The 13,801-nt window shown below is 40.2% G+C and carries 10 protein-coding genes and 1 other annotated feature; all 10 genes read right to left on the bottom strand.

The window, feature by feature from the left end; all coding sequences use genetic code 11:
* The coding region (locus F606_RS0113875) for a methylmalonyl-CoA mutase family protein (protein ID WP_026329401.1) at positions 1-462 on the bottom strand (462 nt) is incomplete at its 3' end.
* A gap of 17 nt (positions 463-479) precedes the next feature.
* Positions 480-1,985 carry a succinyl-CoA:acetate CoA-transferase ScpC gene (locus tag F606_RS0113870; protein WP_019554490.1) on the bottom strand — a complete coding sequence of 502 codons (1,506 nt, stop codon included), beginning with the start codon at positions 1,983-1,985 and terminating at the stop codon, positions 480-482.
* A gap of 348 nt (positions 1,986-2,333) precedes the next feature.
* Positions 2,334-2,963 carry a redox-sensing transcriptional repressor Rex gene (locus tag F606_RS0113865; RefSeq protein ID WP_019554489.1) on the bottom strand — a complete coding sequence of 210 codons (630 nt, stop codon included), beginning with the start codon at positions 2,961-2,963 and terminating at the stop codon, positions 2,334-2,336.
* A gap of 132 nt (positions 2,964-3,095) precedes the next feature.
* Complete coding sequence (locus F606_RS0113860; protein WP_019554488.1) at positions 3,096-4,322, bottom strand: O-antigen ligase family protein; 1,227 nt, start codon at positions 4,320-4,322, stop codon at positions 3,096-3,098.
* Positions 4,323-4,421: 99 nt separating this feature from the next.
* On the bottom strand, positions 4,422-5,714 hold the full coding sequence (locus F606_RS0113855; RefSeq protein WP_026329400.1) for a bifunctional folylpolyglutamate synthase/dihydrofolate synthase: 1,293 nt from the start codon (positions 5,712-5,714) through the stop codon (positions 4,422-4,424).
* A 13-nt stretch (positions 5,715-5,727) separates the two neighbouring features.
* Complete coding sequence (locus F606_RS0113850) at positions 5,728-8,382, bottom strand: valine--tRNA ligase (protein ID WP_019554486.1); 2,655 nt, start codon at positions 8,380-8,382, stop codon at positions 5,728-5,730.
* A 51-nt stretch (positions 8,383-8,433) separates the two neighbouring features.
* Positions 8,434-8,659, bottom strand: a binding site (T-box leader).
* 173 nt (positions 8,660-8,832) lie between these two features.
* Positions 8,833-10,182, bottom strand: a complete 1,350-nt coding sequence (gene glmM, locus F606_RS0113845) for a phosphoglucosamine mutase (RefSeq protein WP_019554485.1) — start codon at positions 10,180-10,182, stop codon at positions 8,833-8,835.
* 72 nt (positions 10,183-10,254) lie between these two features.
* On the bottom strand, positions 10,255-11,859 hold the full coding sequence (locus F606_RS0113840; protein ID WP_019554484.1) for an NAD(P)/FAD-dependent oxidoreductase: 1,605 nt from the start codon (positions 11,857-11,859) through the stop codon (positions 10,255-10,257).
* 22 nt (positions 11,860-11,881) lie between these two features.
* A complete protein-coding gene (locus F606_RS0113835; protein WP_019554483.1) occupies positions 11,882-12,802 on the bottom strand; it encodes a CdaR family protein in 921 nt (306 codons plus the stop codon).
* Positions 12,799-13,620, bottom strand: coding sequence for a diadenylate cyclase CdaA (cdaA, locus tag F606_RS0113830; protein ID WP_019554482.1), 822 nt, complete (start codon positions 13,618-13,620; stop codon positions 12,799-12,801). The genes F606_RS0113835 and cdaA overlap by 4 nt, the downstream gene beginning before the upstream one ends.
* Between the last annotated feature and the right edge of the window lie 181 nt (positions 13,621-13,801).

Here is a 13,801-nt window from a genome sequence, read left to right as displayed (position 1 = left end):
CGTCATGGAAGTCGAAACTTTACCAAGATCAATTTTATCAAAAAGAAGTTCCATATCTGCGAGCGAATCAATAGCAACCCCTACTTTACCAACTTCACCTTCCGAGATATCATCATCGGAGTCATAACCGATCTGCGTTGGTAAGTCAAATGCGCAGGAAAGACCTGTAGCACCGGATTCAATCAAATAGCGATACCGTTTGTTGGATTCTTCGGCAGTGGAAAACCCTGCATACATACGCATTGTCCAAAAACGACCACGATACATCGTAGGCTGTACGCCACGAGTGAAAGGATATACCCCGGGGAATCCGATTTCATCGGCATAATCTGTATTTTGAATATCAAGCGGTGTATAAATACGCTGTTTTGGAATATTAGCCCGTTCCGGGAATTTCGCGATTGCTTTTTCTACTTTGGCTTCATAGGCAGCCAAGTCAGCTTTTACTTTATCATTACTCATAATTTTTGCCTCCTACCTTATTGCTTCATTGTACCTGTTTCTACAAATCTTTCATGCCATGATAATGCTTCCTTTAGTAAGTGAGGAGTATGGGCATGTTTTGTGGCCTTATCAGCTCTTTCAAAATAGTCCATAAGCATTGGTTTATAATCTGGATGTGCACAATTTTCGATGATAACACGGGCACGTTCTCTCGGACTCAAACCGCGCAAATCAGCAAGTCCCTGTTCCGTAACAATGATATCTACATCATGTTCTGTATGGTCGATATGCGAGCACATTGGAACGATCGAAGAAATAAGACCATCTTTTGCCGTTGATGCTGTGAAGAAACATGTTAAATATGCATTACGAGCAAAATCTCCTGAACCGCCGATACCATTCATCATTTTTGTACCCATAATATGGGTTGAATTTACATTACCATAAATATCGCATTCAATTGCTGTATTCATCGCAATAATCCCGATACGACGTGCTACTTCGGGACTATTCGCAATTTCTTGTGGACGAAGCAGTAATTTTTTACGATATTCTTTTATATTATTATAAAAACGGTCTAAACCTGTTGGTGATGGTGATAAAGAGGTGCCCGATGCGAAGCTCAGCTTGCCAGCATCAATCAGATCAAACATACCATCTTGAATAACTTCCGTATACACTGAAAGATCGGTGAAATCTGAATCAACAAATCCACTGATTACTGCATTGGCAACATTACCAACACCAGATTGTATTGGGAGTAAATTTGCAGGCAAACGGCCTTCTTTTACTTCTTTATGGAAAAGATCAATAATGTACTGTGATATTTTATGTGAATTTTCATCAATTTCACCAAATGGACGAACATCATCCTTTATATCACATGCTACTATGTATTTAATTTTATCCAAACCGCATGGAATATATGGTGTGCCGATATGATCATTTGGTTTTACAACAGGAATCGGTAAACGGTGTGGTGGATCAAGTGGAACATATACATCATGCATACCTTCCAGTTCAATTGGCTGTGATGTATTAACTTCAACAATGACTACATCTGCAGTCTGAACATAAGAAGCTGCATTCCCCATCGAAGTTGTAGGGATTATATTGCCATCTTCCGTAATCGCACAAGCTTCAACAATTGCTACATCAATTTTTCCACCCATATAGCCATAACGTGCCAGTTGTGCGGATTCGCTTAAATGCAAATCACAGTATTGTACTTCACCATTATTGATTTGAGCGCGCAAATCTTTATTTGTCTGATATGGCATACGTCTTTTGATACCATGGACTTTTGCCAAAGCACCATCTAGTTCTTTACCAACAGATGCGCCCGTCCATAAATTGATTTGAAATGGTTCTTTTTCCATTCGTTTAGCCAATGCTAAAGGAACTGCTTTTGGATACCCTGCTGGGGTAAATCCACTTGTACCAACGTTCATATTAGGCTTAATGAAAGCAGCAGCTTCTTCGGCACTAACGATCTTCGCATGCAATGCGGTATTTCGCACACGATCGAGAATATCAATCATTGATAAAATCCTCCCTCGGTAGGTCAAAAATATTGGCCTGTAATCTTTTCACTAACACAATATATTTATTATACATAATCCGAGATAAAACACATCAATTAATCATAAATAAATTATAAATCATTCGTAGATATTTATAATTAAAGATTATAATAACAACATGTATTAGTTATATCCCATTGACAAGCATACCACTACAAAGAAATGCCGTCAAGATAGACACTACGTATTCTTGACGGCATTTTTTATTTTTATTTTATGCATTTGTGAAATTTTGTTCAAACTTTATTTGGTTTTCCTAGGTTTACGCTAATTTTTCAGAAAAATCAGTTGGCAAAATTTTTATGATTATTTTCTCGTAATATGATAAGACAGACTGCTAAGCCCCACAGATAAATCTTCATTTACAATATGCATGAAATCTGGAACTTTCATTTTGATTGGAGCAAAATTCCAGATTCCGCGTACACCAGCGGCAACAAGTTTATCCGCTACCCCTTGGGCAAAAGCCGCCGGAACAGCAATAATACCAATATGAATGTTTCTCTCTTTTATAATCTCGTCTAAATTCATAATGTCTTCAACCTTCACATGGTTGACCGTCGATCCGATTACGCCGGGATCTTGATCAAAAAGTGCCACGAGGTTAAACCCCAAAGTGACAAAGTTTTGATAATTTGCCAAAGCTGCACCTAAATGACCAATACCAATCACTGCAATATTCCAATGATTATCCAGTCCCAGAATCTCACCAACATTGCGTTTTAATTCGTTCACATAATAGCCTACGCCTTTTTTGCCAAATTGACCAAACGATGCTAGATCTTTGCGAATCTGCTCTGGTGTGATACCTAAACGCCGGCCTAACTCATCCGATGAAATGATATCAATTCCTTCATCTTGTGCTAAACGAAGTGTACGAAAATATAAGGGTAAGCGATCAATTGTCGCTTTCGATATTACAATTTGTCCCTTCAAACCAAGTCCTCCTCAAACGACTATCCTCAGATAAACGCGATATACATACATAAATAGTATTATTCGTAATCAAACTGTAAAATCCTTTAACGTTTTGGTAACAAACATTCAGATTGCTGCCAATCAAAATATTCAATCCAGCGATTGTCGAGTAATGAGCACAATCAGCGCACACAAAAACCAAAACAGCATTGATGATTCAATATTAAACAAAACATAATCCGTAAAACCATTCAGTAAAATAGACACAATCGCCAAGCCACACCCCAGCAATAGTCCATTTAAAAATTTTGATTCTCTTAAATGTGTATTCGAAAGTGCCAAACTCATATGGCCAAGCATACAAACCATAAAACTCATAAAACCAGCAAGACCTATTTCTGCTGCAAAATTCAAATATAAGTTATGGGCATGAACGATTCGAACCGCCGGATTATTAATATAAAAATCATATTCCGGATACACCATCCAATACGAACCCCAGCCAATCCCTAAAAGCGGATGATCCAAAATCATTGCCATCGTACTTTCCCAAAGAGCAAATCTCATTTCAGATGAAGTGTCTACTTTCGTAAAAATGGATAAAAGCCGCTCATACAAAGCCGCATCAAATGTCAAAAGCATAATGGCTAATACGATAAAACCAGCTAGTATTTTTCGATTCTGCAAAATCCCATACCCAGCAATCACCAGGGCTAGTGTCAAACAAGCCCCGCGTGCATAGGTCAAGCCAAGGCAAATACCAAGCAGGCAAAAAAATGCTGTTAAAATTCCTCGTTGTTTTTTATCTGCCAACTTACAAAACAGACCAAACACAATCGACATGATCACAACAAGATAGCCTGCTAAGATATTGGGATTTTCCCACGTTGAAAAGACTCTCGTTTTAAGTTCTGGAAAAGCCTCCCCATCCACCCATTTCATACTGCTGATATCAATTCCATGTATCGATTGATAAAACCCATAGCCAACAACAAAAACAGCGGATAAACCAAGTGCATAGACAATCTGTTTTATTTGCTGCATCTTAACTATATTCTGAACCACCAGCAAATAGGTAAAAACATAACGGCCAACAAGATGGTAGTAATTATAAAAGCTAAAAGCCGGGTCTGGTGAAACAAACACGGACAAGCCTGAAATAACCACAAAAGTAATAATCGCTATATCATACGGCGTCCTTTTGAATGTTTTTCCTTTGGTGATATATAGTTTAATAAACCAAAAAAAGCTTCCTATGATCAGCGAAACTGTCGCCAAAGCTGGAAATAAGGCCAAAAAAAATGCCAATGCCAAAATCGCATAAAAAATCAAACGGTCTAAATCACCTAATAATCGCTCTTGTTTCAATGTACTCACGATCTCACCTTTTATTATTTATTTTATCACTAAGACAAAAAGGAAATCAACCAACAACAAAATTTCTGTCAAAATGGAAGATTCCCTTTCCCCTAAAAACTATTGTTCTGTTAACAGCAATTGACGGGCTTCACCAATCAAATACAAAGATCCCGCTATACATAATAAACGATTGCTTCCAGCAAGTTCCTGCGCCCGTGCCAAAGCTTCCGGAATATCAATATAGGCTTCTACATGCTGCGATTTGATTTTTTTCGCAATATAATCCGGCATTGCAGCCCTGTCCGAGCTTGGCTCTGTAACAACCACCGTATCAATTGGTCGAATTAATGTTTCAATCATACCGTCCACATCTTTATCCTTTAAGATTCCCAATAAAATAACACGTTCCTGAGCCGGAAAATAGGAATCTAAATTACTCCGTAGAACCTTCATACCTGCCAAATTATGAGCTCCGTCAACAAGAATCTTCTGATTGTTTTGATTCATGATCTCAAAGCGCCCCGCCCAGGTAGCTAAATCCAGTGCATGACCAATTCCTTCCATCGTTACACGGCTATCTTGATTATGAATTAACAGTGCTGTCATAATCGCCAAAGAGCTATTTTCAATTTGATGCTTTCCTAAAACCCGTAAAAAATATTCTTCGGATGCCCCTAGTAAGCGAGATGAAAAGGCTAATTTTTGTTTGTGCCCATCAAACGCTATAAAGGCAGCGGAAAAATCTTCACCTGAAACAAAAATATCAGAATTTTTAGCATGAGCTGTTTCACGAATAATCTGCAAGGTTTCGCCATCAGCTGCCGTTACTACAGGCACACCTTCTTTAATAATGCCAGCTTTATGTGCAGCAATTCCCGCCAGCGTGCCGCCACAACGATCGGCATGTTCAAAGGTAACATTGGTAATAACAGATACCTCGGGAACAATCACATTCGTTGAGTCAAGAAGTCCACCCAACCCGACTTCAATGACAGCATATTCTACCTTCATATTAGCAAAATACAAAAATGCGCCAGCCGTCAAAACTTCAAACTGCGTTGGGCTTTCATTGCCATCTGCAACCATCTGGTCGGCACACAACTTTACCTGACTGATACAATTCGCAAAATCCGCTTCACGAATTTGGTGACCATCAATTTGCATTCGCTCCGTATAAGATACAAGATGCGGGGATGTATACATCCCCGTCTTGATCTTCGCCTGCGTCAAAATACCTGCAAGCATATTCGTTGTTGATCCTTTACCATTGGTCCCCGTAACGTGAATCGTTTTATAACGATTCTGCGGCTGATCCATTCGTTCTAATAAACTTGTAATTCGTTCCAAACCCAATTTTATACCAAATGTATTCAAACTGTCTAAATACAGTAATGTTTCCTGATAATTCATATTTTCAAGTCCTTTACAACGTAGCAAGATAAACTAAGCGCTCCTGGACAGCTGACCGTTTTTCTTCAAAACCTTTTTGTTTTTCCCGTTCCTTTTCCACGAGTTCTGCCGGTGCTTTGCCAATAAAACCAACATTCGATAATTTACCTGTCACACGTTTGATTTCATTGTCCAACATATCCAGTTCTTTATTAAGACGTGCTGTTTCTTTTTCCACATCGATCAAACCCTTAAGCGGCAAATAAATTTCCACACCATTTACAACGGCAGTCATAGCATTTTCTGGTTTGCCCTCTGCCAGTGATTCCAATGTAATAGGCTGTGCGGATGCAAGTACTGTTAAATAACCTTGATTTGACGCAAAAACAGTTTGAAGCGTTTCACTGGCAAAATGAAGCACCACTGCACTTTTTTTACTTGGAACAGCTTTCACTTCCGCACGCATATTCCGAATCGATTTGATTGTTTCCATAATCGCTGTCATATTCGTTTCTGCTGCATCGTCAATTTTACTCATTTCATCGGCTGGCCACGCAGAAACCATAACACTTTCTCCTTCATGCGGAATATGCTGCCAAATTTCTTCGGTAATAAACGGCATAAACGGATGCAAAAGGCGCAAAGTATGTTCTAATACATAACCAAGCACGTACTGTGCTGTCTGGCGAGCCCTAACAGCTTTGGTGTCATAAAGACGTGCTTTCGATAATTCTATATACCAATCGCAAAATTCATTCCAGATAAATTCATAAATCGTACGTCCAGCTTCACCAAGTTCAAATTTCTCCAGATTATTCGTAACATCTTGTACGGTTTTAGCATAACGACTCAAAATCCATTGATCAGCCAATGTATAATCTGACTTTTCCGGTACAAAACCCTTATCAAATCCTTCTAAATTCATCAACATAAAGCGAGAAGCATTCCATAACTTATTGGCAAAATTCCGCGCTGATTCAACACGTTCCCAGTAAAAGCGCATATCATTACCTGGCGTATTGCCTGTAATGAGCATGAAGCGCAATGTATCCGCTCCATATTTGTCGATTACTTCAACCGGATCAATACCATTCCCCAACGATTTACTCATTTTTCGCCCCTGCGAATCACGAACAAGTCCATGAATAAAAACATGTTTAAATGGAATATCCTTGCCAAATTCCAGCCCCATCATAACCATGCGTGCTACCCAGAAGAAAATAATATCGTATCCCGTAACTAAAACACTCGTAGGATAAAACTGCTTGAGTTCAGGGGTCTTATCCGGCCAGCCCATTGTTTCGAAAGGCCATAATCCGGAACTAAACCAAGTATCAAGAACATCTTCATCCTGATGAATATGCGTACTTCCGCATTTTGGACAAGTTGTCAGATCTTCACCTACAACGCTTGTCTGACCACAATCATCACAATACCAAGCTGGAATACGATGTCCCCACCAAAGTTGACGTGAAATACACCAGTCACGGATATTTTCCAGCCAATTCGTATAAATTTTCGTAAAGCGTTCCGGTACGAACTGAATATCTCCACTTTTTACTGCTTCAATGGCCGGTTTCGCCAGAGATTCCATCTTCACGAACCACTGTTTTGAAACAAGCGGTTCTACCGTAGTACGACAGCGTGAACAATGTCCGACTGCATGTTCATGGTCTTCAATTTTAATCAAAAACCCCTGTTCTTTTAAATCAGCAATCAGTTGTTTGCGGCATTCATATCGGTCCATTCCAGCATACTTACCCGTATTGCTTGCCATTGTAGCATCATTATTCAGCACAACAATCTGTTCCAAGCCATGACGCTGGCCCATATCAAAATCATTCGGATCATGTGCTGGCGTAACCTTTACAGCTCCGGTACCAAAATCTGGATCTACATATTCATCCGCAAAAACAGGAATTTTTCTGCCGACAAGCGGTAAAATTAAAGTTTTTCCAATTAGATGTTTATAACGATCATCCTCGGGATGTACAGCCACCCCAGTATCACCAAACATAGTTTCCGGACGCGTTGTTGCAATCTGAACATACTCAGCTGTATCTTCGACCTGATAGCGCAAATGATAGAAATGACCAGCTTCGGTTTCATGATCTACTTCAATATCACTGAGAGCGGTACTACAGTGAGGACACCAATTCGTAATGCGAGTTCCCTGATAAATCAATCCTTTATTATAAAGGCTGACAAATACTTCACGAACGGCTTTTGAGCAACCTTCATCCATTGTAAAACGTTCCCGTTCCCAATCACACGAAGAACCCAAACTCCGCAGCTGCATCGTAATATGACTGCCAAATTGATTTTTCCAATCCCAAACGCGTTCCAAAAATTTGTCGCGCCCCAGATCATGACGACTTTTCCCCTCTTTACGAAGTGCCTCTTCCACCTTAGCCTGCGTTGCAATACCAGCATGATCACACCCCGGCATCCAAAGTGTATTATACCCCTGCATCCGACGCCAGCGAATCAAAATATCCTGCAACGTATTATCCAAAGCATGCCCCATATGAAGCTGCCCCGTCACATTTGGTGGGGGAATAACGATGCTGTAAGGTTTTTTATCGGCTTCTACCTCCGCATGAAATAAGTTCTTTTCTTCCCAATATTTATACCATTTTTTTTCAAATGATTGTGGATCATAAACTTTTGGTATGTTACTTTCTTCCATAAAAAGAATCCTCCCTAAAATAAAATACAAATAAAAAAATCCCTTTCATCCGCAAAGGACGAAAGAGACTACTCTCGTGGTACCACCTAAGTTTTTTTATAAAGCAAAGCCTCATAAAACTCCAATGCCATAACGCTGCATCTGCGGCTGCATCTACTTAAGTTCAATGCAGCAACTCCAAAGCTACTTTCCATATTCTAAACAGAGAAATCTTTCAGCCAGGGATTTCATCTCTAAACTGCCACCAAACATGTACTCTCTTCTTCATTGCCTGTAATCGGATATCTTACGTTTTTTCACATCACTGCGAAAAAACTATAACTATTGAAAATATACTATCACATTTTAGATTCGATTGCAAATAAAAGAATGACCGTTGAATAGAACCAAAAAGCCCCTGTTTCTACAGATACTTTTTGGTTCTATTCGAACGACTCATTTACTTTTTCGTTAGCCCTGTTCTTCTTTCACGATCCCCGCGATACGATGACAAATCACATCTAGCTGCTCTTGATCAGCACCTTCTGCCATCACACGAATCAAAGATTCCGTACCGGATGGACGAACTAATATACGGCCGCTTTCCCCAAGCTCATCATTCCCGGAAGCAATCGCTTTACAAATAGCGCCATTTTCTTCCCAGCCATCTTTTGTCGCCACACGAACATTTACCAATAGCTGCGGGTAACTTGTCATCAGTTCAGAAAGTTCCGATGCTTTTTTACCACTGCGTTTAATCGAGCAAAGCACCTGTATGCCGGTAATCAAACCATCACCCGTTGTACTAAACTCGCTGAATATGATATGGCCTGACTGTTCACCGCCCAGATTATAGCCATGTTCCAGCATATTTTCCAGTACATAACGATCCCCAACATTAGTCACTTCAACATGACCACCCGCTGTTTTAATAGCCTGATGAAAACCGATATTCGCCATAACCGTTGATACAACCGTATTGTCTTTTAGACGACCATTTTTCATCATTTCCAGTGCACACATAACTAAAATGCGGTCACCATCAATAATATTACCTTTTTCATCAACACATAAGCAGCGATCCGCATCACCATCATGGGCAATCCCAAAATCAGCTTTATGTTCAAGTACTGCTTTTTGCAAAGTATCCAAATGCATCGATCCGCAGCCTGCATTGATATTCACTCCATTTGGTTTTGCATTCGTTACAATGACATTAGCTCCAAGACGTTTAAGTACCGTTGGCATCGATTCATAGGCTGCGCCATTTGCACAGTCTAAAACTACTTTTAAGCCGTTAAAGCTATCATCAGCCGTACCTGTAACAAAATTAATATAATCCTGCACTAAGTCATGCCGATATTCAACAGTACCAATTTTATCACCAGTTGGTCTAAACAGATGTTTGCCAGCTTCAATTTCATGTACATGTTCTTCCAGTTTATCTTCCACTTCATCTGGCAGTTTATAACCATTCCCGCCAAAAAACTTAATTCCATTATCCTGAAACGGATTATGCGAAGCCGAAATTACAATACCAGCCTGTGCTTTTAATTTTTTTGTTAAATAGGCAATTGCCGGTGTCGGAATAACCCCCGCTATAAGTGCTTTCCCACCAGCTGAACAGATTCCTGCCGCAAGTGCCGATTCAAACATCTGCCCTGAAATACGCGTATCACGACCAATTAAAATCACCGGCTGATGCGGCGTATCCTCACCAAAAAGTATCGTAGCAGATCTGCCCAATCGATAAGCAAGTTCCGGCGTAAGATCAATATTCGCCTCACCGCGCACCCCATCTGTTCCAAAAAGTCTAGCCATGAATCATTCTCCCTTCATCTCTTCCCAAGACCTATAAATTTTTTATTTTCTACAATCCAAAATAATCTTCATTTAGGCTTTGTAAATTCGCATAAACGCAAAAGCTGCATTCATACCATCAATCGCAGCACTCATGATGCCGCCAGCATAACCTGCACCTTCGCCCATCGGATATAACCCACCCGTATTGATGGATACAAAATTATCACGATTTCGAATAATTCGACACGGTGCAGATGAACGTGTTTCTATTCCCGTCATCACAGCGCCCGAATCATCAAATCCTTTTATTTTACTGCCAAAATAAGGCAGTGCATGCTGCAATGTATCAGTAACGAACCCTGGAAGACATTCCCTTAAATCAACAGGTTTTATCCCAGGCCTGTATGTAGGTCTTGTCAAAAAATCCATTGATCCCTTTGTACCTTTAAGAAAATCTCCTACCGTTTGTACCGGTGCTTTATAATCGCTGCCTGCACACAAAAAAGCAAGTTTTTCATACTTACGTTGAAACGTTATGCCATCTAAAACCTGCGTGCCAAAATCATCCGGCGTAACTGTAACCAGCAAAGCACTGTTGGCAATACCTGAAGCACGCTGATAATTGCTCATGCCATTCGTCACAACCTGATTTTCTTCCGATGTCGCAGCTACAACCTGACCACCAGGACACATGCAAAAAGAATAAGCTCCACGGCCCGTCTGTTTATCTTGAAATGTTACGGCATACTCGGCTGCTGCAAGTCTTGGGCTTTTTGAATCATTCCCATACTGAGCCTGATCAATTGTTGTCTGCGGATGTTCAATACGAACCCCAATTGCAAAAGCTTTCGCCTCCATAGCGACCTGTTTATCATGAAGCATGGTATACGTATCTCTGGCACTATGACCAATTCCCATTAAAGCTGCATTGCAAAAAATCTTTTGTTCATGATTTACAATGACATATTTTAACTGTTCAGCCTCGATACCAAGATCTGTTACCAGCGATTCAAACTTCACCGTACCACCTAACGCAATGATTTCCTGACGAATATTTTTCACAATGGTCTTTAGTAAATCCGTGCCAATATGTGGTTTTTGTAAATAAAGGATTTCTTCCGGTGCTCCAGCATCAACAAACATTTTTAATACATCCATCATTTTACGATCATTAATGCGTGTCGTCAACTTACCATCTGAAAAGGTGCCTGCACCGCCTTCGCCAAACTGCACATTTGAACTTTCATTCAATTCACCACTTTGCCAAAAATGTTGAATATCCCGACTTCGGCTGTCAACATCACGACCTCGTTCCAAAACTAAAGGTCGGTAGCCGTGTCTGGCAAGTGTCAAGGCCGCAAACATACCAGCCGGTCCAAAACCAATGACCAGCGGCCTGCAGTCAAGCATTTGGCTCCCATATTCTACTGACTCACCTGCCGGATGTTTGGCAGTCTCTACATTTTTGTCCCCACGCAATCTCGCCAAAACTTTCTTTTCTGGCACGGATACTTTTACATCGACTATATAGACAAAACAAATCGGTGCGTTTTTATAACGTCTCGCATCAACAGCCTTACGAACAATTACCACCTCAAGCACAGCTTGGGGTGGTAATTGTAACCGTTTTGCTGCAAGGTCCGTCAATGGAGATTCATCGTCAAAAGGTACATGAAAATTTATAATACGTAACACGTATCGTACCCTCCTTATTCCATTACTTTTTTTCTGCAACATCAATAGTAACAGTTATTGTATCATTTGTCACTGTAATTCCTGCTGGCAAAACCAGTTTTGCATCTTTTTTGACTGGTTTTATGATATCCGCTAAAGATATTTTTTCCGTTTCAATAAAACTAATCGGATCAATTAGCTTTTGATCACCAGTAATCTCAATCTTGTCCGGATCAAATTTCATTCCATTTACAACATAATTAGCTGGTAAATCCGAACCAAGAACAGGCTTAATGCCAACCATTTTTTTAGCCACTCCTTTTACAATAGCAACCACTACATCAACAGACTGCGGCATAATCTTTACACTTTCAACTTCCTTGCCATCGGCATTAACAGCAGTCAATGGAACTGTAACCGAAAAATCACTCCGATTCCCTGCCACATTCACATTTGCAATAACACGAGTGACTGTATCAATAACGCTGCCTGGTCCCTCAATGGTAACACTCTGCACGGACGGCAGAACCTTCCCGACTGTCGTACCTGTCTCAGGTGCTCCCGCAACAGCCAGTTCAACTGGAATTTGCTTTTGTATGATTTTATCAATTGAAAAAGAAATGGTCTCCGGCGATGTTTCTAAGAGTTCAAACCCCGGTGGCAATATCGACTGGATCTTCACCGCATGTCTGCCTTCCGTGATACCTTTTAAGTCAACATAGGCTTTTAGATCCGAAGCAGAAGTTGTTGCAAACAAGGAACGTGCTCCACGGACTTTCAAGGTTACAGTATCCACATTGCGGCTGATTTTATAGCCATCCGGTGCATTTACTATATCTACCGGAATCGAAAAGCTGCTATCCATAGATGGATTTTGATCACTCATAACAAAAAACCATAAAACAATAGCAACAAGCAAAGCAATAATTTTTGCTGGTAAATTCTTTTGAACAAGATTTATCATTTTCCATGCCTCCAGTTCGCAAAAGCGCCTTTAAGCGTGGTTGGCTGCGGTGCAAATAGCGGCTGCAGACTTTGCTTTAATTTTTCAGAATCCAAATGACGATAGATTTTCCCATTTTGAGCAATGGATATTGTTCCCGTTTCTTCACTTACAATCACGACAATAGCATCACACTGCTCTGATAAACCAATTGCAGCTCTATGCCTTGTTCCAAGTTCTTTACTGAGTGTCCGATCTTCCGTTAGTGGCAGCAAACAACCCGCTGCTACCATCCGCTTACCACGAATAATCGCTGCACCATCATGCAGTGGTGTATTGGGAATAAAAACATTCATCAAAAATTCTGAAGTGACAAGACCATCAATTTGTATACCCGTCGCACAAAAATCATTCAAGCCCGTCTCTTGTTCCAAAACAATCAGCGCCCCTATTTTATTTTGTGCCAACACCATAACGGCCCGATCCAATTCATTAACCAAAGAACGTGCTTCCTCCACATTGAGCAGTACGGACCTGCCAAAGAGCTTCCCCTGACCGAGATGCTCCAGCGTCCGGCGAAGTTCAGGCTGAAACACGATTGGCAACGCCACAAACAATAAAGTTACTGTTTTTTGCAACAACCAATAAATTACATGCAGACCTAGCCAATTACTGACCATAGTCAACCCCAATACAACAAGCAATCCCTTGACGAGCGTAATTGCCCTGGTATCTTGAAGCATGACATATAGCTTATAGAGAATAAATGCTACTATCAGGATATCGACTAAATCAAGGAGGCTAATGGTTGATAATAATCCTTTTAATTGTAACGACATATACAAAACTCCTCAATTTATCTTTCTTACAACTTTACTACACCTCTTTTTTCTATTCTCTTTTCAAATATCAAAATCCTTTGTTATCAGCTGATATTTTTAAAAAGTTGCACCCGAAAAAAAAATCCACAATTATTTGCAATTTTCATAGGATAAAAGTCGTATTTTATTTGTTTTTTTC

This window comes from Propionispira raffinosivorans DSM 20765, assembly GCF_000381065.1.
Lineage (GTDB): Bacteria > Bacillota > Negativicutes > Selenomonadales > Selenomonadaceae > Propionispira > Propionispira raffinosivorans.
Note: the sequence above shows the minus strand (reverse complement) of the source record. Positions and strands in the feature narration are given on the sequence as shown.

Coding starts and splice junctions, on each gene's coding strand:
- F606_RS0113870 (WP_019554490.1), bottom strand. CDS start 1,985: ATGATTGATATTCTCGATCGTGTGCGAAATACCGCATTGCATGCGAAG.
- F606_RS0113855 (WP_026329400.1), bottom strand. CDS start 5,714: ATGAATTATCAGGAAACATTACTGTATTTAGACAGTTTGAATACATTT.
- F606_RS0113850 (WP_019554486.1), bottom strand. CDS start 8,382: ATGGAAGAAAGTAACATACCAAAAGTTTATGATCCACAATCATTTGAA.
- glmM (WP_019554485.1), bottom strand. CDS start 10,182: ATGGCTAGACTTTTTGGAACAGATGGGGTGCGCGGTGAGGCGAATATT.
- F606_RS0113835 (WP_019554483.1), bottom strand. CDS start 12,802: ATGATAAATCTTGTTCAAAAGAATTTACCAGCAAAAATTATTGCTTTG.
- cdaA (WP_019554482.1), bottom strand. CDS start 13,620: ATGTCGTTACAATTAAAAGGATTATTATCAACCATTAGCCTCCTTGAT.